Source organism: Salinispora fenicalii, from assembly GCF_000514815.1.
GTDB lineage: Bacteria > Actinomycetota > Actinomycetes > Mycobacteriales > Micromonosporaceae > Micromonospora > Micromonospora fenicalii.
Map to the genome: position 1 here is coordinate 216,322 of NZ_KI911471.1, position 23,883 is coordinate 240,204.

The 23,883-nt window shown below is 66.6% G+C and carries 23 protein-coding genes and 4 pseudogenes; 13 read left to right on the forward strand and 14 right to left on the reverse strand.

The features are described from left to right. Positions 1-281: pseudogene (locus B116_RS25390) on the forward strand (WHG domain-containing protein); the annotation flags it as partial. Positions 282-314: 33 nt separating this feature from the next. Here B116_RS25390 and B116_RS25395 read toward each other — a convergent pair. Next, positions 315-584: a hypothetical protein gene (locus B116_RS25395; RefSeq protein ID WP_188116047.1), complete on the reverse strand. Its 270-nt coding sequence runs from the start codon at positions 582-584 to the stop codon at positions 315-317. A gap of 342 nt (positions 585-926) precedes the next feature. On the opposite strand from B116_RS25395, the gene glsA reads away from it, so the two are divergent. From glsA to B116_RS29140, 4 genes are all read left to right on the forward strand, one after another. Next, positions 927-2,567: a glutaminase A gene (gene glsA, locus B116_RS0118865; protein ID WP_027660964.1), complete on the forward strand. Its 1,641-nt coding sequence runs from the start codon at positions 927-929 to the stop codon at positions 2,565-2,567. A gap of 96 nt (positions 2,568-2,663) precedes the next feature. Further along, positions 2,664-3,683: a glutamine synthetase gene (glnII, locus tag B116_RS0118870; protein WP_027660965.1), complete on the forward strand. Its 1,020-nt coding sequence runs from the start codon at positions 2,664-2,666 to the stop codon at positions 3,681-3,683. Continuing rightward, on the forward strand, positions 3,619-4,218 hold the full coding sequence (locus B116_RS25400; protein WP_082312842.1) for a class I SAM-dependent methyltransferase: 600 nt from the start codon (positions 3,619-3,621) through the stop codon (positions 4,216-4,218). The genes glnII and B116_RS25400 overlap by 65 nt, the downstream gene beginning before the upstream one ends. Positions 4,219-4,523: 305 nt before the next feature. Continuing rightward, on the forward strand, positions 4,524-4,700 hold the full coding sequence (locus tag B116_RS29140) for a helix-turn-helix domain-containing protein (protein ID WP_223874614.1): 177 nt from the start codon (positions 4,524-4,526) through the stop codon (positions 4,698-4,700). On the opposite strand, the gene B116_RS0118885 is transcribed toward B116_RS29140, so the two are convergent. The 11 genes and pseudogenes from B116_RS0118885 to B116_RS0118945 all read right to left on the reverse strand — a co-directional run bounded on the left by B116_RS0118885 (position 4,670) and on the right by B116_RS0118945 (position 13,147). Next, entirely contained in the window at positions 4,670-4,945 is a 276-nt protein-coding gene (locus B116_RS0118885) for a hypothetical protein (protein WP_027660966.1), read from the reverse strand. The two genes, B116_RS29140 and B116_RS0118885, sit on opposite strands and share 31 nt — an antisense overlap. Positions 4,946-6,341: 1,396 nt before the next feature. Beyond that, positions 6,342-6,485 carry a hypothetical protein gene (locus B116_RS27610; protein WP_223874615.1) on the reverse strand — a complete coding sequence of 48 codons (144 nt, stop codon included), beginning with the start codon at positions 6,483-6,485 and terminating at the stop codon, positions 6,342-6,344. A 43-nt stretch (positions 6,486-6,528) separates the two neighbouring features. Continuing rightward, positions 6,529-6,966 carry a hypothetical protein gene (locus B116_RS0118895; RefSeq protein WP_027660967.1) on the reverse strand — a complete coding sequence of 146 codons (438 nt, stop codon included), beginning with the start codon at positions 6,964-6,966 and terminating at the stop codon, positions 6,529-6,531. 185 nt (positions 6,967-7,151) lie between these two features. After that, a pseudogene (locus B116_RS25415) lies at positions 7,152-7,652 on the reverse strand (hypothetical protein). Beyond that, the gene (locus B116_RS0118910) at positions 7,645-8,481 is read right to left on the reverse strand and encodes a hypothetical protein (RefSeq protein WP_027660969.1); all 837 of its coding nucleotides are present in this window, start codon (positions 8,479-8,481) and stop codon (positions 7,645-7,647) included. The pseudogene B116_RS25415 and the gene B116_RS0118910 overlap by 8 nt, the downstream one beginning before the upstream one ends. Next, entirely contained in the window at positions 8,478-9,020 is a 543-nt protein-coding gene (locus tag B116_RS0118915; protein ID WP_027660970.1) for a barstar family protein, read from the reverse strand. The genes B116_RS0118910 and B116_RS0118915 overlap by 4 nt, the downstream gene beginning before the upstream one ends. Beyond that, on the reverse strand, positions 9,017-9,763 hold the full coding sequence (locus B116_RS28810; RefSeq protein ID WP_317888972.1) for a recombinase family protein: 747 nt from the start codon (positions 9,761-9,763) through the stop codon (positions 9,017-9,019). The genes B116_RS0118915 and B116_RS28810 overlap by 4 nt, the downstream gene beginning before the upstream one ends. A gap of 943 nt (positions 9,764-10,706) precedes the next feature. After that, positions 10,707-11,216 carry a GNAT family N-acetyltransferase gene (locus B116_RS0118930; RefSeq protein ID WP_027660971.1) on the reverse strand — a complete coding sequence of 170 codons (510 nt, stop codon included), beginning with the start codon at positions 11,214-11,216 and terminating at the stop codon, positions 10,707-10,709. Positions 11,217-11,280: 64 nt separating this feature from the next. Continuing rightward, positions 11,281-11,598, reverse strand: a complete 318-nt coding sequence (locus tag B116_RS25425; RefSeq protein ID WP_397540820.1) for an XRE family transcriptional regulator — start codon at positions 11,596-11,598, stop codon at positions 11,281-11,283. A 77-nt stretch (positions 11,599-11,675) separates the two neighbouring features. Continuing rightward, positions 11,676-11,933, reverse strand: a pseudogene (locus tag B116_RS28405) (tyrosine-type recombinase/integrase); the annotation flags it as partial. Next, a complete protein-coding gene (locus B116_RS0118945; RefSeq protein ID WP_223874618.1) occupies positions 11,930-13,147 on the reverse strand; it encodes a hypothetical protein in 1,218 nt (405 codons plus the stop codon). The gene B116_RS0118945 and the pseudogene B116_RS28405, both read right to left, overlap by 4 nt. Positions 13,148-13,265: 118 nt before the next feature. Between B116_RS0118945 and B116_RS29145 the strand changes: the two are divergent. Further along, positions 13,266-13,408, forward strand: a pseudogene (locus B116_RS29145) (permease); the annotation flags it as partial. Positions 13,409-13,889: 481 nt separating this feature from the next. Here the strand turns inward: B116_RS29145 and B116_RS28690 are convergent. Together B116_RS28690 and B116_RS25440 are read right to left on the reverse strand one after the other, a co-directional pair. After that, entirely contained in the window at positions 13,890-14,012 is a 123-nt protein-coding gene (locus B116_RS28690) for a hypothetical protein (protein WP_263404929.1), read from the reverse strand. Between the two features lie 86 nt (positions 14,013-14,098). Further along, positions 14,099-15,037, reverse strand: coding sequence for a YunG family protein (locus B116_RS25440; RefSeq protein ID WP_050591891.1), 939 nt, complete (start codon positions 15,035-15,037; stop codon positions 14,099-14,101). A gap of 297 nt (positions 15,038-15,334) precedes the next feature. On the opposite strand from B116_RS25440, the gene B116_RS0118965 reads away from it, so the two are divergent. From B116_RS0118965 to cas2, 7 genes are all read left to right on the forward strand, one after another. Further along, positions 15,335-17,593: a CRISPR-associated helicase/endonuclease Cas3 gene (locus tag B116_RS0118965; RefSeq protein ID WP_082312843.1), complete on the forward strand. Its 2,259-nt coding sequence runs from the start codon at positions 15,335-15,337 to the stop codon at positions 17,591-17,593. A gap of 774 nt (positions 17,594-18,367) precedes the next feature. Next, the gene (gene cas5c, locus B116_RS0118975; RefSeq protein ID WP_027660975.1) at positions 18,368-19,057 is read left to right on the forward strand and encodes a type I-C CRISPR-associated protein Cas5c; all 690 of its coding nucleotides are present in this window, start codon (positions 18,368-18,370) and stop codon (positions 19,055-19,057) included. Next, positions 19,057-20,883, forward strand: a complete 1,827-nt coding sequence (cas8c, locus tag B116_RS0118980; protein ID WP_027660976.1) for a type I-C CRISPR-associated protein Cas8c/Csd1 — start codon at positions 19,057-19,059, stop codon at positions 20,881-20,883. The genes cas5c and cas8c overlap by 1 nt, the downstream gene beginning before the upstream one ends. Further along, on the forward strand, positions 20,880-21,743 hold the full coding sequence (gene cas7c / locus B116_RS0118985) for a type I-C CRISPR-associated protein Cas7/Csd2 (RefSeq protein WP_027660977.1): 864 nt from the start codon (positions 20,880-20,882) through the stop codon (positions 21,741-21,743). The genes cas8c and cas7c overlap by 4 nt, the downstream gene beginning before the upstream one ends. After that, a complete protein-coding gene (cas4, locus tag B116_RS0118990) occupies positions 21,740-22,390 on the forward strand; it encodes a CRISPR-associated protein Cas4 (RefSeq protein WP_027660978.1) in 651 nt (216 codons plus the stop codon). The genes cas7c and cas4 overlap by 4 nt, the downstream gene beginning before the upstream one ends. Continuing rightward, complete coding sequence (gene cas1c / locus B116_RS0118995; RefSeq protein WP_027660979.1) at positions 22,383-23,411, forward strand: type I-C CRISPR-associated endonuclease Cas1c; 1,029 nt, start codon at positions 22,383-22,385, stop codon at positions 23,409-23,411. Before cas4 ends, cas1c begins: the two co-directional genes overlap by 8 nt. Positions 23,412-23,414: 3 nt before the next feature. Beyond that, positions 23,415-23,705, forward strand: a complete 291-nt coding sequence (cas2, locus tag B116_RS0119000; protein WP_027660980.1) for a CRISPR-associated endonuclease Cas2 — start codon at positions 23,415-23,417, stop codon at positions 23,703-23,705. The last annotated feature ends 178 nt before the right edge of the window (positions 23,706-23,883 follow it).

Sequence of the window (23,883 nt, forward strand, 5' to 3'; positions counted from 1 at the left end):
AGGCGGCGGACGACACCCTGGAGTACCTGGTCCAAGCCGCCGAACGAGGCCGGCGAGCCGGCCGCTACCGCGCCGACACCACCCCCCTCGAACTGGCCACCCAGAGCTGGGCCGTCGCCCACGGCCTGGTCTCCCTGGTCGCCACCGGCCCCCTGCCCCGGCCGACCCTCGCCCACGGCCCCCTCCTGCTGACCGCACTCTTCACCGCCACCGGAGACGACCCCAACCGGTGCCGACAGTCAGTCAAGCAAGGCTGGCAACCAGACCTGACCAGCGACTGAGCGCCTCGGCGCCCTTGGTGTGGAACACGGTGGTCAGAGGACGTCGCCGAACGCTGACAGCAGCCGCTCCGACTCGGCCCGGGTCGCCTCCCGCAGCTCCTCCAAGCGTTCCCGAGCCCGTTTGTGGATCGCGCCCATCCGCTTGCAGAGCATCGTCGCGATCTCGTCGCGGGCCCGCACCCGCGCCTGGTCTAACAGCGCCACCACCAGCGCCCGCCGCTTGCCGTCGCCGTACCGGCGCAAGTCCGACGCGTCGGTGACGCGGGCCTCGCCAGCGAAGTACGACACCCTCGCCGGCGGCACACCCCGAAACCACACCTCGGTCGGCCCCGCCAGGCAGGGTGCGCCGCGTGGTTCTTCAAGGGAAATCCACAGCTCAACCCAACCCTGAAACGCCTATTGCGGTCTCCGGCGTACTCCGGTCGGCCCCCGGTACGGACCGCTGGGTCTTTCCTCCTGACTGCACCTCCAGGATTGCATAACATTGCTGTGCTATGTTTAGATGGTCTAACCGAGATCGCTCCGTCAGGACGTTTCCGGAGCACGCCTCGTACGAAGCACCCACACGACACGCCACCTCGAACGGCTGGCGGTCGGGCGCGCCGATATGTCTGTCGTCCCTGGTCAGGAAGTAGGAACCCCATCATGGCTGCGACCAAGAAGAAGTCCGGTACCCGGCTGCACGATTCCGGCCGCAGGCTGGCCGGAATCGTTGGCGGTGGACCGGTGGGGGCCGACGAGTTCGCGGTCAGGCACTACGGCAAGCTTCACAAGTCCTTCAGCCTCGACGCGGAGGGCAGGATCTCCACGGCGGAGCTCGGCACCCGCCTCCGGGAGTCCGGCATCTCGGACTCAGATCCTCGCGCCTCCGAGGTGTGGGCCGAGCTGCGGCAGGCCGCGGAGGGCGGGGGAGACTCCCGGATCGACCTCGACAATTTCATCGCCCTGTGCAAGAAGGGTGGTGGTGTCGTCGAGCGAGCGATCCTGGGGGACTTCGTCATCCCGGACTTCGCCGCGCTCCAGGCCGAGATCACGACGGTCTTCGAGGGTCTCAAGAGCGTCGACGGCGGGCATGTCGCCGACTACATCCCGCAGCTGGGCCGTGTCGATCCGGAGAAGTTCGCGATCGCTCTCTGCACCGTGGACGGGCAGCGTTTCGCGGTCGGGGACGCGGACGACCTGTTCTGCGTCCAGTCGATGTGCAAGCCGATCAACTACTGCCTCACGCTGGAGGAGCACGGCGCCGACCTCGTGCACCAGCACGTCGGTCGGGAGCCGAGCGGCCGCGGGTTCAACGAGTTGACGCTCAACAGCGACGGGTTGCCGCACAACCCGATGATCAACTCCGGGGCGATCATGTGCTGTTCCCTGGTGCGTCCCGCTTGGGAAACGGCCGACCGCTTCGACCACGTTGCCGAGACCTGGCGCCGGCTGGCCGGGGGTGGGGCGATCGGCTTCAACAACGCCGTCTACCTCTCGGAGCGCCGGACGGCTGACCGCAACTTCGCTCTCGGCCACTTCATGCGCGAACACCGGTCGTTCCCTGCCAACACCGACCTGATGGAGACGCTGGAGTTCTACTTCCAGTGCTGCTCGATCGAGATCGACGCCCGGTCGCTCTCGGTCGTGGCCGCCTCGCTGGCCAATGGGGGAGTGAACCCGCTGACCGGCGAGAGGATCTTCTCGGCCGACACGGTACGCAAGTGCCTGTCGCTGATGTCCTCCTGCGGGATGTACGACTACTCCGGCGAGTTCGCCTTCGTCATCGGCCTGCCCGCGAAGAGCGGCGTCGCCGGCGGCCTCATGATCGTGGTTCCCGGCGTGATGGGCATCTGCGTCTGGTCCCCGCGCCTCGACGCGTTGGGCAACTCCGTACGTGGTGTCGCCTTCTGCAAGGAGTTGGTGAGCCGCTTCAACTTCCACGTGTACGACTCCTTCGCCCCAGGCGAGGTCTCCGGCAAGCGTGATCCTCGGCGCGGGAAGAACGAGGAAGAGGTCGCCTCGACCATGCGGTTGCTGTGGGCGGCCAACCAGGGGGACTTGGACCTCGTCCGGATCTCGTTGGCCACGGGCAAGGACCCGAACTCCATGGACTACGACAAGCGGACGGCGCTTCACCTGGCTGCCTCCGAGGGGCACGTCGAGGTGGTCCGGTACCTCCTGGACCGGGGGGCCTCCCCGGAGGTGCAAGACCGCTGGGGAGGTACTCCGCTCTCCGACGCCGAGCGGGGAGCGCACGACAGCGTCGTGGCGCTGCTCACCTCGGCGCCGGCACCCGTGCGCTAGGCGACGCCAGCCACCTCGTTCCGGCGGATCCGCGGCCTGCGGGTTCCGTCCACATTTCACGGGCCAACCAGCGCCCAATCACAGGAAGAGAGAGACATGGTCTACAAGGCTGAGTACATCTGGATCGACGGCACCGAGCCGGTCGCGAAGCTGCGGTCGAAGACGAAGATCATCGCCAATGGCGTCGAGCCGGGCCTCTGGGGCTTCGACGGTTCCAGCACCAGCCAGGCTGAGGGACACAGCTCCGACCGCGTGCTCCAGCCGGTCGCTAGCTATCCCGACCCGATCCGCGGCGGCGACAACCTGCTGGTGCTGTGTGAGGTCCTCAACATCGACGGTACGCCGCACAGGTCCAACACCCGCGCCCTGCTGCGCCCGATCGCCGAGCGGTACGCGGCCCAGGAGCCGCTGTTCGGCATCGAGCAGGAGTACACGTTCTTCCAAGGCCACCGCCCCCTGGGCTTCCCCGACAGCGGATACCCGGCCCCGCAGGGCAGCTACTACTGCGGCGTCGGCGCCGGTGACATCCATGGCCGTGCCGTGGTCGAGGAGCACCTGGACAACTGCCTGGCTGCTGGTCTGTCGATCTCCGGTATCAACGCGGAGGTCATGCCCGGCCAGTGGGAGTTCCAGGTCGGCCCGCTGTCCCCGCTGGAGGTCGCCGACCAGCTCTGGGTCGCGCGCTGGCTGCTGCACCGCACTGCCGAGGACGCGGGCATCACCGTCACGCTGGATGCAAAGCCGGCCAAGGGCGACTGGAACGGCGCTGGCGCGCACACCAACTTCTCGACCCGGGCGATGCGCGAGGGTTACGACGCGATCATCGAGGCCTGCGAGTCCCTCGGTCGTGACGACAAGCCGCTGGAGCACATCCGCAGCTACGGCGCCGGTGTCGAGTCCCGCCTGACCGGCGCGCACGAGACCGCCCCGTGGAACGAGTACAGCTACGGCGTCTCCAACCGCGGTGCCTCCGTGCGTATCCCCTGGCAGGTCGAGGTCGACAAGAAGGGCTACATCGAGGACCGGCGACCCAACGCCAACGTCGACCCGTATGTCGTCACCGCTCTCATGGTCGACACCTGCTGCGCCGCGCTCGAGAAGGCCAACCTCGGCTGAGCGGAACATCCGGGTCGCGGACGTGGGCTGCGGACCGGGCCGGGTCACGATCCTGCTGCACCGGCTCGGGTTGGACGCGTTCGGCATCGACCTGTTACCGCAGATGGTCGCGCTGGCGCGCCAGACGTATCCGGAGTTTGGCTTCGAAGTCGGATCGATGCTGGCGCTGCAGGTGTCGGATGCCAGCCTTGGCGGTCTACTGGCCTACTACTCGATCATTCATGTGCCGTGGGAGCGGCGGCCGGAGGTCTTCGCCGAGTTCCGTCGCGTACTCGCGCCGAGTGGACGACTGATGCTGGCTCTCCAAATCGGTGACGAGCGGGTGCACTATGACGAGGCGCTAGGCAAGTCCGTCGACCTGGACTTCTATCGGCAGGATCCCGACGACGTGGTGACATTGTTGCGCGAGGCTGGCGTTCACCTGTGGTCCACGGTCGTCAAGCAGCCCGAGGCCGGGGACAAGACCCTGCAAGGGATCATCTGGGCGACCAAGCCTGCGGCATCGGTTGCGCAGTCACAGTCCGACGCCCACTGATAGTGGGTGTGGTGTTGGGGTATTCCCCAACACCACACCCATGGGTCGACACCGGAGTACGTCAGACTAGGGTCCAGTGTGGCGTTTTCTCACGCTCATCCGGTCGGCCCATAGAGTCCAACCTGACAGAACCGGGTCGGAGAGGGCGCAACGATGCGCGTCGGGTACGTCAGAGTGAGTACCGTCGACCAGAACACGGCTCGGCAGCTCGATGGGATCGAGGTGGAGCGGGTCTTTACCGACAGGGCGTTCGGCAAGGACACCGCCCGGCCGAAGCTCTGGAACGCCAACGCGAGGGCATCGCCGTGGCCAAGCAGCGCGGCGTGTACACCGGCCGCAAACCCGCCCTCACCGCCGAGCAGGCGCAGCAGTTGCGCGAGCGCGTCGCCGCCGGTGAGCGCAAGTCCGCGCTGGCCAAGGAGTTCGGGATCAGTCGCGAGACGGTCTACAGCTACCTGCGCCCGGCGGCCGTCGCTGGCTGACCGGCGGGGAACCGCAGGTCCAACTCGGTCTCATCCGGCAGGAAGCCGGCCGGGACGCCGACATCTTTCAGGAAGGTGATCTGCCGTTCCCATGTCTCCCGGCGGTGGCTGCCCATCGTGAGTATCCCCAGGAGTTGCCGGGCACCGTTGGATTCGGCGCGGGCCTGATCGAGCGCGGCTTCCGCCGCGACGGTGAGGTCCGGACAAGCGGCACCGAATGGTGAGGACCGGTCACCGTCGTACACCCGAAACGGCGTGGTCGGCTGGATAGGCCTAGCCGTAGTAATCCGCCGAAGCCCAACGGCATCGCTGGTCAGAGTCCGTTACCGCAGGGCAACGGGTGTCGCTTGCGCCGCCGCTTGACCAGCGTTGCCGTTGGTTCCGGGCTGGAAGCTACGACTAGGCCAGCCGATAGAACGCGGTCGAAGGCAACCCCTGGGACGGCCTGGACGGCCGCCCCAGGGCGCGGCAGCCGGGCAACCCGCCAGGCCCGAACACCAACTGCAACCGCGCCCGTACCACCAAGGGCCACTAACTAGCGCACAAGGTGGCCGCCGCTTGACCAGCGTTGCCGTTGGTTCCGGGCTGGAAGCTACGACTAGGCCAGCCGATAGAACGCGGTCGAAGGCAACCCCTGGGACGGCCTGGACGGCCGCCCCAGGGCGCGGCAGCCGGGCAACCCGCCAGGCCCGAACACCAGCTGCAACCGCGCCCGTACCACCAAGGGCCACTAACTAGTGCACAAGGTGTGTCCCTTTCAGCCGGCTCAGGCTGGCGGCCCCCGGAAGCCGCGGGGCCGTGTCGGACGCTGAAGGCGGCCGGCCGTCGTTGTGTGTCCAGCGTCCGTCACCCCGACCCTTCGGACCAGGGGCACTGGGGTTGACCCGGCTTGACGGACAGGGTCGGTAAGTTGATGAGACTCCGCCACCTGTGCCGACAGGTCGCCTGAGACTCCGCCAGTTCAGCCGAGAACTGAGAACGGGGACAGCTACTCCAGCACGGGCCTACCTGGCTGCGAGGCGGCCTTAATTATCGAATTGCTATTACCGGTAATCCGATAATCCCTGGGAAGGAACAAAACGGACAAAATTCCGATGCATCATAATGACTGTTATGGTGTAACCACGCCCGCAGTCACTGCCGCGTGGTCGAGTGTTGGTGTCCTGCCCCAAAGTGGATCTGAGACTTCCCGCTGAAATTAGGTTCGTTGACCCGACCATCTGCCACGCGGCCCAGTGAAGCTGCAGCGGCGCGGCTGCTTCACTGGGCCGGACCCGGGCGTGACGGCTTGGTGGGACCGAGCTCGGCGGGGCGGACCGGTCATCGGCCACGTGCTGTTGACGCCCGCCCATCTACTTGCCCAGATGCGTTAAACGAATCGAGCTCACGCTCTGGCATACAGGTTCCGCTGCTGGGCACGATCGCTGCCGGCGCACCGAATTTGGCCCGTCCGTAGTTTCCGGCCCAAAAACAACGCTAAGCAGTTGATCTAGCCCTGCACCTGGAGCCGGCTGTCCTGCGATGCGAGTCGCAGGGACCATCTCGCCGCTTTCCTGCGATCCCGGTAGGTGAGATGCGAGATCAGTGGCAGGTGAGGGGCCGGGGTTGGGCGGCGAGATCAACGTCTACGGGCGTGCCCGTTTAGGCCGCCTGGGCATGCGTGGCGCTGATGCGGAACGGGTGGGTGTACTCAGCACCGCAGCCGGCGCACCAGGCCCGGAACAGCAGGCTGGTGGCGGTGTCGGCGAGACTTGGGTCCACCTTGTAGCGGGTGCCTTCGATCATGGCGTAGAGGTGCCGCGCATCGGGCAGAGGCAGGCCGTCGTGCTCATGCCACCGTCTGCCCGTCGTCGGGGTCGGGGGCTCGCCACTCTCGGGGCTTTGCACCGGTGGCGTCGGCTACCTGGGCGACGTCGCGGTGGCTGTAGGCGGTACGCACGCCGGAGATGGACATGCCAACGGCGGCGGCCACGTCGCCCAGTGTGTAGGGACGGGGCTGGACGAACTCGCGGCTGTATGCAATCAGCTGGCGGATCCGCTGTTCGGCTTGCTCCTTGGCGCGGCGGGCGCCGGCCAATGCGTCGATCAACGGGTCATGATCATCATCCTCCCACGCTATCCGTAGGTTCCAGACGATGTTCTCCTGCTCTTCAGCCGCTTGGTCGCGCGCGGCGAGGAATCCGTCGTCATGTTCCTCGCCGCGTTCAGGTTGCGGGATGGGGCACAGGATTGCGGCCACGTCGGTGAAGATGTCTCGTTGAGTCATGTCTTACATTTTGCGCATCTAGTTGCGATGATCGCAACTAGTTCTGCGCATCGTACTTTCGTTCAGCCTCTGTAAATTTGTGATCTTGTTCGAGAATCGACCGTTTCCCGAACAAGATCGGGAACGACAAGCCGGCCCGGTCAACCCCGTACATGTGACCTTCGCCGGTTAGTGGCGGTGGAACTCTACGGTTGAGTGGCGCGTAGTTGTGCTGCGCAGCAGGCTCGCACCGTGTTCTTGAGTTCCTCGATCGGTGGCCCCCCAGCCGCCTTGCCACGCGTCCTCGGTGCCGTAGAGCTGGCCTAGGGGAAGGTCGATCACCTCGTTGTCGTAGTCCGCGCGTTCGATGATGTCTTCGACTTGCTGGGTGACCCAGAGCTCGCCTGCGCGTTCAGACAGGCACATCTCTCGGCCAGTTGTCGGAATGCTTCGGCGGCTGCTGCCATGGTGGTGGATGGCAGTGCGATTCCCAGCTCGGCCAGGGTGGCCGGGAGCAGGTCGTTGACGGTGTGCGAGTCTCGGCCGTTGAGCCCGGCAAGTTCCCGTAATGCTGGGCTGTCGTGGCCGTCGGCCAGCCATTGTGCGGCCCACCAGGGGATGCTTTCGGTGGGTGCGACGCCGAGCACGAACCAGGCCGCCACCGTGACCGGTGTGGGGGTTCGCGGGTCACGGTGGTGTTCAGTCATCGGCCGCGACCAACAGAGACAGGGTGTGGTTTACCCGGTCAATGAGCACCAGTTCGTGGAATTCGGTGTGGACGCCGCCCCAGTCGTGGAAGGCCACCGGGCCGAGGTCGCGTAGCTTGTACACCCGGTCGGCGGCGCGTAGCCGCTGGTACGCCTCCCGCTCCAGGCCGGGCCGCAGGTGCTCCGGAAGCGGTGCGTGTTGCTCGGCCCAGGCGCGTAGATGCCGCTGGGCCGCGTCGGCGTCGATCGGGTCGTAGCAGGCGGGCCTGATCCGTTCACGCCAGTACGGGCCGTGCCGTTCGGGGTCTCCACCGGGGTCGCCACCGGCGTAGTTGTCGCCGAAACGCTCGTGTGCGATCAGTGCAGCCAGGAGGGCGCCGTCGTCGTCCGCTGTTTCGGGTAGGCGGAAGTGCTGAAGGTCAACCCACTGGAAGGTGCCATTGGCAAAGTTGATGAAGGCGTGTGCGAGGTGCACAAGCCGGGCCGCAGCGGTTGGTACATCGTTCGCGCTGATAGAGGCGTCGGGCCCTTGCAGCGCGACGAGCAGGCGTAGCTGAACTTCGTGAGTGAGGCTGACATGCCATGTCACTTCGCCGGTGACTGTAGTACCGAGGGGCGGGACGACGTCGTGGGCTATCGCGGTGCTCTCGGCGTATCCCAGGGCGTCGGGCATGCCGTCGATGCGGATGAACACGCCGAACGGCTTTCGGGCGATGACTGTGCCGGTGACCCGTGCTCCGCAGGGTAGCGCCTGCACGGTTGTCGGCCAGGCCCTCCGGAGCCGGTCCGGGTCGTCGTCGCGCGGGTTGGGCCAGGGGTACCCGGTCATGGCCGGTCCTGCTGACGGGTGGAGTCGAGCCACTCCGCGTCGTTCCATGCCACCGGCGTCGCGCCCACTGGTTCGAACCGGATGGCCGGGTCGTTGGTCTGCACCAGACAGCACACGCGGTGCCCGAACAGTGCCGCTGCGCGGGCCTGGCCGGCGATGATGTCCAAGACGACCTGCGCTGTCCAGGGACAGCGGCGGGAGAAGGTGTCGTAGCCGGTAAAGACCAGCACCAGACCGGTCGCGTCCGGGGTGGTGCCGTAGTCGTAGGTGACCACGTCGCTCAGGCAGTCGTTGAGCGCGTTGAGGTTGTGGCCGTAGTAGTCGGGAAAGTGCAGCGCCGCGGCTATGTCACGATGCAGATCCGCCTCCGATGGCCAAGTGGAGGCGTCCAGCCGCACCACCTGGTAGCCCTGTTCCCGCAGCGTCGCGACGACGGTATCCAGCACCGACGTGCGCCAGAACAGCCGCACGAATGAGGGCGCCACGAGCCTAAATGCGGCGTCACCGGACAGCTCAGCGTCGAGATCGAACGCGCTCACACGAGTTCCGCCGAGGCTGGGTCCGCGAGGTAGCGGTGCAGGGAGGTCTTGGGGATGCCGGTCTTGGCGGCGATCTTTCCCAGGCTGGTGCCCTGGGCCTTCAGTAGCCGGGCGTATTCGATCTTGTCGGCGGAGTGCGCGATGGGGCGGCCAACGTGCCGGCCCTTGGCCTCGGCTGCGGCGCGGGCATGCGCGGCGCGTTCAGCGGTGAAGGTCCGTTCCATCTCGGCGAACAGTGCTAGGAGCAGGAAGGCGATGCGGCCCATGCCCTCATCGATGGTATTGATCGGCAGCGGATCTGCGAGGGACCGTACGCCGATACGCTTCTCGGCGAGGTCGTGCACGAGATTGAGGACCTCGCGGAGGTTGCGGCCGAGGGTGTGCACGACGATCGTGTCGCCTGCTCGCGCGTAGCGCAGTAGTGCCGCCAGGCCCTCGCGGTTGATTGTGGTGCCGGATTTTTGTCGGTGAAGATCTGCTCGTCTGGGATGCCGTCCGCGGTAAGAGCATTGAGTTGCCGTTCGAGGCTCTGTTTGGTGGTGGAGACACGGGCGTAGCCGAGGTCGAGCCCGGCTGGAGGGTGCGGTGCGGCGGCAGCCATCCGGAGATCGTACCGGAAGTCGGCGCTGAACCGCATTTTCGGAACACCCATTGTGGGACGAATTGTGGAACGGGTGGGTGCCGTTTGTCGGCGTCGCGAATGGATTCCTGGTTGCTGTTCCACTTTCAAGAATGTGGAACAGTCCGCGTGCCCCACTCGAATATTGACAATTTGCACCTAATCTACGGTGGTGCGCGGCTCGCCCCTTCCGCCGTCGTGGCCCGGTCTAGCCGAGTTGCCGGAGGCCGTGCGGGCACAGGCGCTGCATCGGTGGCGGGTGCTGCGGCTGCATCTGGAAGCTGGGGTGCCGGCCGCGGCTGACCGCCCTACAGCCCGATGTTCGCACGCCACAAAAAACTCCCTCTTGACGGGAATAGACCAACCGTGCTATAGGCTGGCCTATCTCGTGCAGCCGCATCTGCGTGCGGGCAGTCGATTGCGAGGAGCTGATGTGACCAGCGTGGACTTTCACGCCAAGTGCGAGTCGTACGTCCGGACCTCGATCAAAGACCTCAACGGCAAGTACGGCTACTTGCTAGACACCGACCACCCCAACCAGCACGTCTACCCGGGCGTGAAGGTCGCCGCGTGTGACCTCGCCGCCGACCACCCAGGNGCCGCCGCTTGACCAGCGTTGCCGTTGGTTCCGGGCTGGAAGCTACGACTAGGCCAGCCGATAGAACGCGGTCGAAGGCAACCCCTGGGACGGCCTGGACGGCCGCCCCAGGGCGCGGCAGCCGGGCAACCCGCCAGGCCCGAACACCAACTGCAACCGCGCCCGTACCACCAAGGGCCACTAACTAGCGCACAAGGTGTGTCCCTTTCAGCCGGCTCAGGCTGGCGGCCCCCGGAAGCCGCGGGGCCGTGTCGGACGCTGAAGGCGGCCGGCCGTCGTCGTGTGTCCAGCGTCCGTCACCCCGACCCTTCGGACCAGGGGCACCGCGTATGAGGGCCCGGGTGTCGGTACTGGTGAGAGCGCCTATTCAACTGTCGCCGATTCCAGGCCAGTCATCACCATCCGTGATGCTGGTTGAGTCGTCTGACGCCTCGCTGGAAAGGGGCGCTGCACCGTCTAAGTGAGGTGGTCATGGGTGGAGGGCAGCGAAGAGAAGGCGGTCGTGCATCTCACCTCGGATGTGCAGGTAGTCATGGAGGTGGCCCTCGTACTTCATACCGATCTTCTCCAGGACGCGGCGGGAGGCGACGTTAGCCGGGTCGCACGTGGCAGCGACCCGGTGCAGTCCTGCCTGTTCGAAGGCGTAGGTGAGCACAGCTGCGGCTGCCTCGGTGGCGTAGCCCTGACCCCAGGCGGATCTAGCCAGGACGTAGCCGAACTCGCCGCGGCGGTGGGCTGCGGCGGTGACCCGGAGCTCGACGGCGCCGATCAGGGCGTCCGAGCGTTCGACGGCGAACGGATGGACGTCGTCCGGCGGGTTCACGGCCAACGAGACGAAGGCCTCCGTGTCAGCGAGACTGTTCGGGCCCCAGTCCATGTAGCGGACCACCTCGGAATCGCCGGCATAAGCGTGGACAGCCGAGACGTCCTCGAAACGGAAGGGCCGCAGGCAGAGGCGGGCTGTCCGCAGTTCGTTCACCGCGCCCACCCTAGACGGTCGTTCCCTGTACGTTCGTACTGCTCAGCGGTGCTGTAGGCGGGGCTCATTCGCCGGGCAGGATCAGGGCCGGGCGCGGCCGGAACCTTTCGCCGTGGGCGGGGCCGGCAGGTCGCCGGTGGCGGTCTTGCGGACGCCGGCGTTCTTCGCGCTGGTGATCAGTCGGCCGAGGATGTCGGAGAACGCGGCCAGCACCTGCAACGACAGCCGCTCGGGGGGTGCCGGAGACCAGCCGGTGGACCTGCGAGGCGGACAGGTCGATGCCGCGGTCGCGCAGCAGGGGCATTGCGTCGGTGGCGGTGAAGATCTTGTGCTGGGCCATCGCCTCGTGTAGCCGCCACTCGTAGCTGACCTTGCGTTTCATGCCTTCCTCCCGGTCTGGGTGGCGAACGCAGCCACGGTCGTGGCGTCCAAGTGCCGGCGCAGGGCATTGGTGCGTTAGTCCGACGAGACGCAGGTGTAGATCGAGGTGGTGGAGGCGTGCTCGTGGCCGACCTGCTCCTGGACGAACCGGGCGTCGTGGCCGGCCTCGATGAGGTGGGTGACGTAGGTCCTCCTTGTGTCCGCACTGACCGTGTGCGAACGCCATCGTGTGGTGATTCGACTGCGGTGACTCCGGACGGTCAAGACAGCATCCAGATGGCTGTTCGTGTGGCGATTCGGCGCCGTTGCGGTGAGCGAGGTCACAGGCTTATTCATGTGCGGACGGGGTTGCCGTGGAGGTTGCCGTCGCCGCAGGGCCAGGAGCCGTGGTCGAGTTGCGATAGGCCGGTGCTGCGGAAGAGGAGCAGTTCGTCGTGCAGGCTGAAGGCGACGCGGCCGCGTTCGAGTAGCAGGATTCTGCTCATCACGGCTCGGTCGTCGTCCTGGGTGAACAGCGTCCGGGCTTGGAGATCGGGGTCGACGGCCAGGAGCTTGCCGTCGCGCCAGAGCACGGCCGTGCCATCGGCGTCCAGCGCCGGATAGGTGGTGTAGTAGCCGCTCAGCAGCGGGCCGTCGCTCACGGAGCTGTCGGGGTTGAGGACACGGAACCGGGACCGCGACGGAGTGACGTTCTCGGATTCGGCGCCGCTGATGGCGCCGTGGTGGTCGACGAGCATCATGCCGTGGCTGGGCCAGGTCTGTTGCGCGTGCCCGTCCGGGTCGTAGTGCGTTGTCGTGAACGCGCCGTAGCCTTGCTGCCCGATGAGGAAGGACCCGGGTCCGGTGATGGCCTTGTGCATGTAAGGGCCGGGCGGGGTGGTGGTGACGATCGCGCCGGTGGTGGCGTCGAGGATGGTGCAGACGCCGATGCCGCTGCTGGCATCGGTGATGTCGGCCAGTACTCGGTTGGCGGAGACCAGCAGCGGCTCCCGGTAGCCGACCGAGATCGTTCGTGGTCGCCACGGCTTCTTCGGACGCAGTTCCCAGTCGGTGTCCACGCCCGCTTCAACAACGCCGGGGGAGGACAGTTCAGCGGGCGGCAGCGGTGTGGACCAGGTGACGGCGCCGGTCTGGGTGTGCCGGGCGACGCGGGGAGCCTGACCGGGTGGAACCTGGCGGTAAGGGCTGGCTGGTAGCCAGATCACGCAGAAACCGTCGGGGAGCAGGACGAACGCGCCGAGGTGTTCGTGGGCTTGATGTTCCGGGACGACCGAGCGGAGGACCTGGCCGTCGGGACCCATCTCGGTGAAGGTGTGACCGGTGGGGCCACGCTGCGACAGCCAGACCGTGCCGGCCGGGGTGACTCGCGGCGGGCGGGGACGCCCTTCGAAGGTCCGTTGCCAGATGACCCTGCCCGCGGGGTCGACGGCGGTGAGCACCGTGGTGTCGAGGTTGCGTCCGGCGAAGCTGGTCACGAAGATCGGGCCAGTCGAGTCATGGGTTGAGAGACCCCAGACCTGCCCTGGCATGACCGTTCGGTCTGGGCTCATTCGCGGTCGATCCTTTCGATGCGTTGCCGTCAGCACGATAGCGCTCGGTGCGCGCTCAGCCCCAGCCGAGCGGCCGGGGAATCTCCACCGGCAGGTGCTCATGGAGCACGGCAGCCACCCGAACGCACCTGACGACCCCGACCTCCCCATCACCGGCCCCAACCTGCTCACCACCATCAGCACCGCCACCCTGCTCATCCTCACCGGCGCCGCACTCGTCCGCCTTACCCGCCGACACCGACAACACAACACCCGCGCTGAGCGAGGTGCCGTCGGGACCCCCAGGCGCTGGCTAGGAATCATGAGGCTGTGACGGTGACGAAAGGGGCTGTGGATCGCTGCCGCGGCGGCTGTACTGTGGATCGCCGCTGGTGGGGCAGGATACGTCCCTAGCGGAGGGCAGGACCTGGGTATAGCGGCGTTTGAGGCGTCTGCTGAGCCTGCCGCCTCAGGGCAGCCCGCCGACAGCTCCGACGACGGCAGGGGTCGGTGGGCCGGCAGTGCGGCCCCGCAGAACGCCAGTAGCTGCGGGGCCGCACTGTGCCAGGTTACGCGTGTTTGCGTGGTCGTCCGGGGACGTGGTGGCATCCTATGCCGAAGTGGCGATGTCGTCCGCCCGGTACATCCTCCTCCGGCGAGTTCGACTGCAGGTGCCCGGGAAGTCAGGGCGTTGCTCGAGCTGGCGAACTCGCGCCGTGGACACACCGAATAGCTCGGCGCTCTCGGCGGAGCCAAGCAGGTCCTAGCCGCGGGCTCGCGCCGCGGACGTCTCGATGCTCCGGCGGTCCGCGCCAGCGAGCACCCCGACGCGGACCAGCACGGCCGCGCTGGTCAGTCGTGCTGGCCACTGCATTGCCTCGTTCATGGCCGCCTCGTACGGCCCGCACCTGCACTTCGAGGTATATGTGCGGGGTGAGCCAGCGAGGCCGGTCGCAATCGACCCGGTGCCTTTCATGGCCGTGTAGGGCGCCCTGCGCGGCTGGGCGAACGCCGTGACCGATCGGTGTCTGCTGGCGCTTCCGCAATGCCGTTGAGATGCTGGTGCAGTACGGCTGCTGCCGTTGGGCTCAGGTCGACCTCGGGTAGTTCCCTGACCGGCACGAACCGCGCTGGGCGGCCCTCGCCGAGCACGATCGTCGTTTCCTCGGTGGTGCCGGTGAAGGCGTGTAGTTCGACGGCTGAGGCCGCGCCGGTCAGGTCTGACCGTAGGTCCTGCCACAGTGGGCGAAGACTTGCGGTCAGGCCGGTCTCCTCAGTCAATTCCCGGACGGCGGCCTGCGCCGGAGTTTCGCCGGCCTCGACGTGCCCGCCAGGAAGCGCCCACTGGCCGGGCTCAGCCTCCGCGTGCGGATCACGGAGCTGAAGCAGCACCGCACCGGCCGGATCAGTCAGCGCGACCACGGCGATGCGGATGGGCGGTCCTTCCGGCCGAGTGGGCGAATCATTGGCAGGTGCGTGGCTGCGTCCCTGACCTGCGAGATCGGGACGGTCGACACTCAGTCTCGGGTGTTTGTCGGCCAGCGTGCTGAGCACCCGGTGCCGGAGCAGCTCGTACTGGCCACGGCAGCGCCCGAGCGGCGATCCGGGTGAGCGGTGGCGGACCGCGCCGCCGGTGACGATCTCACCGGGGTGGAACTGCCCGATGGTCAGGTCGACGTCTGTGCCGTCGGGGAGCCGGTTCCACCAGTGGTAGCCAGTCTTCACGCCATCGACGTGGACTTCACCGAGGATCAGCTCGCCACCCAGCAACTCCTGGACCACCAGTGCGGTTGTTCCGCACTGGCCCCGGGTCGGATTTCCGGGCTGCCAATCAGCCAGGTCAACCGGGTCGCATGTGTCAGGTCCCCAAGCCGTCTGGAACACGGGCCGCAGCAGCTCTACGTTCACCATGCCCGCACCCTGACGCAGGGGTACGACAGCTGGTGTCCTCGCCGATCCGCCACAGATACGGACCGTGCGGGCGCGCGGCCGGGTACGCACCCGAAAGCGCGAAGGATCTGCCTGTCAATGCCGACTGAACTTTTTCAGGCGGAGTCGACAGGAGCCGACACTGCCGTCGCTAATCCCTGTACGGACGGTCAACCTCTGCGCTCCACAGTTTCTCACCCGCACACGACCCGGCCACGATCGCGAGGGCTTCACGGCGAGATAGCTCAACATTTTTCGTGAATTCCGATAGTGTCCGGTATGACTTCTCTCCGGGCGCACAGCCCTGGTCTTGCCGGCGGTCAGTGGCATTCTCTTGGCGATCATCTTCGTGGCACGGCGGAGCTGGCGCGGCAATTCAGCATTCCGTTCGGCGGTGGTGAGGTGGCGTACTGGCTGGGGGCGTTGCATGACGTGGGCAAAGCGTCCTGCGCCTGGCAGGACAGACTAACCGTCGTCGCCTCCACCGGCGGACGGGTGGGCATCGATCACAAGTCGCTCGGCACCCGGGTTGCGTACGAGCGCGGACTCGCTGGGTTCGCTGGTGCGATCTTCGGTCATCACGGGGGGCTGATCGACACGCCCAACCTGCGCGAGAGGTATCGGAGTCGACTCGCCGAGGCACCCGGCAACGCGGTGTCTGCTGAGCGGGAGTTGCCGGGACTGCTGCCAGACCTGCCGGAGCGGTTCGATCATCTGGTGCCGCCTCAGTGGCGGGATCTGCTGGTAGGGGAGATGGCGCTGCGAATGTGCTACAGCGCGTTGGTTGACGCGGACAGCCTGGACACCAGTGCGCACTTTCACGGGCTGTCCGGTCCGCGGGTGCGTCCGGATGCCGACTTCGGGCACCTCTACAAGGTGTTCGAGCAACGGAGGGGCGACGAACTCGCGGGCCGTGGTGGTACTCCGGTCGGGAGTCTGCGGGAGCGCGTCTACGCCGACTGTCTGGCGGCGGCGGAGCGAGAGCGTGGTGTATTCCGCCTCGGTGCGCCGACCGGGGCCGGGAAGACGCTCGCGAGCGGCGGGTTCGCACTGCGGCACGCGGAGAAGCACGGGCTTCGTCGGGTGATCGTCGCGGTTCCGTTCCTCACCATCACCGAGCAGAACGCGGCCGTCTACCGTCGGCTGCTCGACCAGGACGGGGCCGATCAGGTCGTTCTCGAACACCACAGCCAGGTCGACATCGACGACCCGGGAACCGGTCGATGGGCGCGGCTGGCGACCGAGAACTGGGACGCGCCGTTTGTGGTCACGACCTTCGTCCGGCTTTTCGAGTCGCTGTTTGCCCGCAAGCCGTCAGCGATGCGTCGAGTGCACCGGTTGGCCAAGTCAGTGATCGTGCTGGACGAGGTGCAGGCACTACCGCACGCGATGCTCGCCCCGATCCTCGACGGAATCCGGCTGCTCGTGCGCCACTTCGGCGTGACTGTGCTGCTGTCCTCGGCGACCCAGCCGAGCTTCTGGGCGCTGGACGAGTTCAAGGACGTGCCCTGCACGGACCTAATCCACGACACGCCGAAGCTGGTCAGTGATCTGCGGAGAGTGCGGTACGAGTGGCAACTCGACCCGAAGCCCGCGCTGGCCGATATCGCCGACCAGGCTGCATCTGAGCAGGCCGCGCTGGTCGTGGTCAACACGACCGCGGACGCGAAGACGGTGTACGACCGGTGGCGTGAGACCGGTGCGGGCAGTGTGGCGTGGCATCTGTCCACCCGGATGTGCCCGGACCATCGGCGGCGGGTACTGGAAGCCGTACGAGTGCGCCTGGGTCAGGGCGAGCACGTGCTGCTTGTGGCCACCCAGCTGATCGAGGCGGGGGTAGACATCGACTTCCCGGTGGTGTTCCGTGCGTTGGCGCCGGCGGACTCGTTGCTTCAGGCAGCCGGGCGGGCCAACCGTGAGGGGCGGATGACCGATGGCGGACGGGTGGTCGTGTTCGCTCCGGCGGACGGCGGGCAGCCGCCCACATATAAGACACTAGTCGGCTGCACCGGACGCCAGTTCGGACCAGACAAGGCTGACCCGGACGACCTGATGGCGCTGGGACGCTACTACCGCAACGTGTACGGCGAGCTCAATCTTCAGGATGTCCAGCACGTCGGGCAGCGCATTCAGCAGGCCCGGCAGCGGTGGGAGTTCGAGACCGTGTCCGACGGGCCGATCGACGCGAGCGACAAGCGGCGGGATCGGACGATGGCATTCCGGATGATCAGCGACGTCGGGATCAGTGTGGTGACGCCACAAGGGGCCGAAACACCTGAACTGCGGAGTAAGCTGCAGCAAGTGGTCGAGGAACTGCGCCAGGCGCCGGTCCCGGACCTGACGAAGCTTCGCCGGTTGCAGGCGTACACGACGAACCTGCACCCAAGCACCCTGCGCCAGCCCGGTGTGACGGCACTACTGCGGCCGATCCTGGGTGGAAGCGAAGTGCGGAAGGGCGTTCTGGTCGAATGGGTCGGCGAGTACGACCATGCCACCGGCATCACCCTCGATCCACATCTAGAGCATTTTGTTCTCTGAAGCGTGGCCGAGAGACCAGGTGGACGAAGGTGTAGTGCGCCCACCTGGTGGACCCGATCTCAGCTCATGATCTTGTGTAGCCCGCCGGCCGCTATTAGACTGGCCAGCACGCCCGCAGGAAGGCTCTCGGCCGTGCCGACCAAGATGCCGACGGCCGCGCTGAGCCCCATGATGACTGCCCAGCGGAGAGGCAGAAGAGTAGGCCTTTCGGGATCCGGGTCTCGGGCAGGTGGCCTGCGGTTACGGCTTTGCTATACCGTCATGTGGTTCCCTTCGGCCTGGTCGTACGGTGGGGATCTGGGCGGTCTGCTGTGCGCGCAGCGGACCGTTCGTCTTCGGGACAGTGCTCATCCAATTCGGAGTCAGGCTTGCGCCCTGGCCCGCTTGTTCCTACCTCAGGTACGGGGGCCTGTCAATATTTAGGTGCTGTTCCGGACTGCGTCCGGCCCAGCACCTAAGGAAGTGAGGTAGGCTTTGCCAGCGCCGAGTTGACTCGGGCGCCTGCAGTGCCTGTGGTGCTGGGGATCGCAACCTTAGATGCTGGCCGGAGAGCGTTCGCCGCTACCGGCATGGACCGTACGCCATACGGTCCATGCCGGATGGTCACTGGCCGATGACGGAATTTTCCGGGTGATCAACGGCGGACTTTGTCATACCGATCATGGATCGTCGCACCTGTCATGCGAGGATCCGCTGATCCGCTGCTTCGGTGAGTCCTAGATCGCGTGTTCGACTAGATCTGATCTTGGGAGGGATTGTGCTGTGACGAGGGATGTGGTCAATGGGCTGACGCTGCGGCGGAGCGCGGAGGGCGATCTTCCAGTGGTGGTGCAGGTCAGTGGTGACGCGGCGTTGTTTTCACGGCCGGAGTTAAAGGTGGAGCGGGTCAGCTATCCGGTGATGACCCCGTCGGCCGCGGTGGGGGTACTCGAATCGATCTTCTGGAAGCCGGAGATGCGGTACCGGATTGTGGCGATCGAGGTGCTCAAGCCGGTGAAGCAGTTTTCGGTCCGGCGGAACGAGACGTCCGATGTCGCGCCGCTGTCCGAGGCGATCAAGGGCACCCGCAGGGTGGACACCGCGGCTCATCGCGATCAGCGCAACGCCGTCTGCCTGCGTGATGTGGCGTATCGGATTCATGCTCAGGTCGAGGTGGCCGGGCATGCGGACAAGCCGGTCGCGGCGTATCGGGATCAGCTTCGTCGCCGGGTCCGTAAGGGAGCTTGCTTCCAGCAGCCGTACCTGGGCACCCGGGAGTTCAGCGCCGAGTTCGGTTGGCCGGATGACACCCCGCGGGCGGACGTCAACGAGGAGATCGGCATCATGCTGCACTCCATTCACCGTGACGGCAAGCCGGGTCAGCCTCGGATGGAGTGGTTCGCCGCCCGGGTCGTCGCCGGTGTGCTCTACGTGCCCGAGCATGGCATCGAGCTGGCGTTGCCGGTGGAAGGCCAGGTGACGTAGTGCTCCTGCAACGGCTGGTGGAGTACGCCGACACCAGCAAAGACGCCATCCCGGCGTTCTACGCCCGCAAGCCCGTCCGATGGACCCTGGCGATCGACGGCACCGGCGTGCCCCTTGGAGACCTTGTCAGCACGGCAGACAAGGACGACCCGCACCGGCGCTTCGGTGTGTCCCGGTTGGTGCCAGCGGTGACCCGAACTGTCGGGATCTCGCCCGCGCTCGCGGTCGACAACGGCGAGTACGTCTTCGGCTGGCTGTCGGAGGGAGCCAAGCCGGAGCGGGTAGTGAAGCAGCACGATGCCTTCCGCGCGCTGATCACCGAGTGGGCCGCCGCTGAACCGGACGGTCTGGGGCCGGCCATCGTCGCCTTCTACCGGAACGGGCATGCCGGCAGGCTTCGGCCGCCCGCGGATTGGAGCAAGGGTGACCTGATCAGCTTCGAGGTCGACGGAGCCTATGCGGCGGACACCAACCCGGCGAAGCGGTTCTGGGCCGGGGTGGCCGGTGACCGGAAGGGGTCGGGGCGATCCGGCCTGTGTCTGGTCTGCGGGCAGGTGCAGCCGTTGCTCAAGACGGTGCCGCAGCAGATCCCTCGGCGGTGGTTGCCCGGCGCCACCCAGAGTGCGTCGCTGGTCAGCATGAACGAGGCCGTGCACGGCTACGAGTTGCAGAAGTTTCTCACCAACACCCCGATCTGCGCCGACTGCGGCCTCAAGTTCATGACCGCGCTGACCGATCTGCTCTCCGACCCGCTGCACAGCACCGCCGTGTCCGGGCAGAACGCCCGGCTCGCCTGGTGGGTGCTGGGCGGGTCAACCTTCGACCCGTGGGCGACGGTTGAACAGCTGGACCCGACCCAGATTCGAAACCTGATCGCGGCTCCCGCCGACGGCAGGGAAGTGACGGTAGAGGACGTGTCCCGGTACTGCTCGGTGACGGTAGGTGGCAACGTCGCCCGGGTCGTCGTCCGGGACTGGGTGGAGCAGCCGGTCCGCCAGGTGAAGAACAACGTCCGGGTCTGGTTCGACGACCACCGGATCATCGACGCCTGGACCGGTGAGGTGGTGGAGGTCAAGGTCTCTCAGTTGGCGCGAGTGGCCGGGCGGTTCGAGGCCGGGCGCAACGGCGGCCCCGGGACCTGGACGAAGTTCGGTGCGTCCGGCGAGCATCGACCGCCTGACGTGTTTCACCGGCTGCTCGGCGCCGCGCTGCTCAAGCGGCCGTTGCCGCCGAAGCTGCTCAACCATGTCATCCACCGGATCCGGATCGATGGCCGGCTCGACGCGGCCCGAGCAGCACTGATCCGGCTCGCCCTGCGCCGCCATCCGAGTTTGCCCCAGCATGACCGAGAGAGGCTGACCCCAACCTTGAATGTGGAGCACAAGCAGCCGGCGTACGTGTCCGGTCGCATCTTCGCTGTCATGGACGACCTGCAACGGACCGTGTTCCGGGTCGCCGACCAGAAGCTGAACACCACCTTCGCCGAGCGCTATTTCGGCCGGGCCATCGACAACCCGCAGGTCGTCATCGTCTCCGGCCGCCGTAACGTGCAGGCGTGGCTCAAACGGCTCCGTGGGCCCCTGCGCCGGCCGAATTGGTCCGAGGCGTACGAACGTCGACTCGACGACCTGTTTGTCCAGCTCGACGCGATCCCCAACGGTGCGGTGCTAACCGACAAGGCCCAGTTCATCCTCGGCTACCACCAGCAGCGCGCCGAGCTGCGGGCCGAACGAATGGCGGCCGCCGCGAACAAGAAGAAGACTGACCTTCCCTCGGGCAGCAACGACGCGACGCCGACCGCCGACGACGAAGGAGACGACGCATGACCGCCGCACACCTCGACCCGACCCGCCGCCACGACGCCGTCCTGCTGTTCGATGTCAGCGACGGTAACCCCAACGGTGACCCGGACGCCGGTAACCAGCCGCGTACCGACGACGAGAGCGGGCAGGGCCTGGTCACCGACGTCGCGATCAAACGCAAGATCCGTGACACGGTGTCGCTGGTGCGAGGCGACAACCCGCGCTACGGCATCTTCGTCGAGGCCGGCTTCGCCCTGAACACCCGGATCGATGCGGCGTTGAAGGCCAACCCGGGCAAGGCCAACGAGGCGCAACGGTGGATGTGCGACCACTATTTCGACATCCGGATGTTCGGCGGTGTGCTCAGCACCGGTAAGGGCGGTGGTGCCGGCCAGGTCCGCGGCCCGCTCCAGCTCACCTTCGCCCGCAGCATCGACCCGATCCTGCCCACCGACCACACCATCACTCGGGTTACCCAGACTCGCCAGGAGGACATCGACAAGGGGGAGAGCACCGAGATCGGCTCCAAGTGGACTGTCCCGTACGGCCTATATCGGGCGCACGCGTTCTACTCCGCGCCCCGCGCCGCGAAGACCGGCGTGACCAGTGACGACCTGGCCGCGTTGTGGCAGGCCATCATGGTCATGTTTGATCATGACCGGGCCGCCACCCGGGGTGAGATGAAGCTGTGCGGGCTCTACGTGTTCAGCCACCCGGACGGGCTGGGGGCCGCGCCCGCGGCGGCACTCACCCAGCGCATCACGCTTGAGCGGCACAACGTTGACAAGGCGCCGCGCGCCCACACCGACTACACCCGTGCCGTTGACGAGTCGGGCCTACCGGATGGTGTTGAGTTGACCAAGCTGGTTGACCTCTGGCCGTGACCGGCGGCCACCCGGCGGACAGCGACACCGACCTGCGGGAGGTGCCGCTGTCCGCGCTGGAGCACTACGCCTACTGCCACCGGCAGACGGCGCTGATTCACATCGAGGGCGTCTGGTCGGAAAACGTCGAGACGGTACGCGGCGATCTCAGCCACACCACCGTCGACTTGCCCGGCCTCCGGCGTCGCCGGGGCCTCACCGTAATCCGGTCGCTCCCTGTATGGAGCCACACCTACGGCCTGCGCGGCATCTGCGACATCGTCGAGTTCGAAGAGGGCACCGCCACCCCCGTCGAATACAAGGTCGGACGCTACAAGGCCGACGGGCCCGCCGAACTGCAGCTCGCCGGGCAGGCACTCTGCCTCCTCGAAGCCGGCTTCGAGGTGCCCACCGGCTACATCTATTCGGTTGCTGAACGGCGCCGACACGCCGTACCCATCGACGCCGACCTGCTCGACCGGGTCATGGCGGCGGCCGACGCGGTGCGCCGGCTGCTGGACACCCCGGCGTTGCCGACAGCCCGCAACGACGCCCGCTGCCGACGATGCTCGCTCCGGGAGGACTGCCTACCCGAGTTGACCGACGGCCGGCAGCAGACCACACACGACTTGTTGGCCCCACGACCATTGGGACAGTGGCGTGACTGAGTTGCTCAATACCCTCTACGTGCAGACCCCCGGCACCAGCCTGCACCTCGACGGCGACACCGTCCGGGTGTACCACCCCGACCAGCCCGGACGCCGGCTGCTACCACTCGTCCGTCTCGACCACCTGGTCCTGTTCACCGGCGTCACGCCCAGCGACGACCTGCTGCTGCGATGCGCCGACGACGGCCGCCCCGTCAGCTGGCTCACCGGAAGCGGACGGTTTCGGGCCAGCCTCGTCGGCCCCACCCACGGCAACCCGCTACTCCGCCAAGCCCAACACCGGGCTGCCGACGCACTGGAACAACAACTGCCAATCGCGATCGCCACTGTCGCCGGCAAAATACACAATTCGCGACAAGTGTTGCTCCGCGCCGCCCGGGACACCAGCGGCCACCGCCAGACCGCGTTGCGGGCAAGCGCCGAACTGCTGGCCGCGCGACTCGCCCTGCTCGCCACCGCAGCCAGCAACAACGAGGTGCTCGGCGTCGAAGGCATCGCCGCCCGCGACTACTTCGCCGCCATGCCCTACCTACTGACCGAAAGCAAGGACTGGAAAGCCTCCGGGCGAAACAAACGACCACCCACCGACCCGCTGAACTGCCTTCTCTCCTTCCTGTACGGCATGCTTCGCGTTGCCGTACAGGGCGCCCTCGACCAAGTCGGACTCGACCCCTACATCGGCTTCCTACACGCCGTCCGGCCAGGCAAACCAGCTCTTGCCCTCGATCTGATGGAAGAGTTCCGGCCCCTCCTGGCCGACCGGCTCGCACTCACCATGCTCAACCGGCGAGAGCTGACCGCAACTGACTTCGAAGAACTACCAAACAAGGCCTACCGGCTCACCGACAGCGGACGAAAGACCGTGCTGACCGCCTGGCAGCAAAGCAGACAGCGCAACTGGCCCCACGCGCAACTTCACCGGGAGGTGCCCGCCGCGCTGCTGCCACTCGTGCAGGCCCGGCTGCTCGCACGCCACCTCCGTGGAGACCTGCCCTCATATCAGCCATGGACGGTGAACTGACTCATGGACCTCCTCATCACCTACGACGTCGAAACAGCCACCCCCGAAGGGCAACGCCGACTACGCAAGGTCGCCAAAGTCTGCGAAGCGTACGGCCACCGCGTACAGAAGTCCGTATTCGAGGTCGTCTGCCGCGAACCCGACAAAGTACGCCTTGTTAGCGCCCTCCAAGAAGCGATCAACCCAACCCAGGACAGCATCCGCATCTACCGGTTACCAGCCCATGCCCTCGACGATGTCGAACACCTCGGCAAGCCGCGCCAGACCGACCCACGGGGGGCATTGGTGATCTAGGAACCCCAAGCTAACGCGAGAAGCCCAGGAGGTTCCGAACCCAAAAATAAGGATTAATTGAACAAATCGGGCCGTAGTTGATCCAACTATGCATCAACGAAATCCTATTCCTGCTGCTCACGAACCGCTGCGCCCGGCCTCCGCGCCGGGCGAGGATCGCAACCAACGTTGCGGCAGC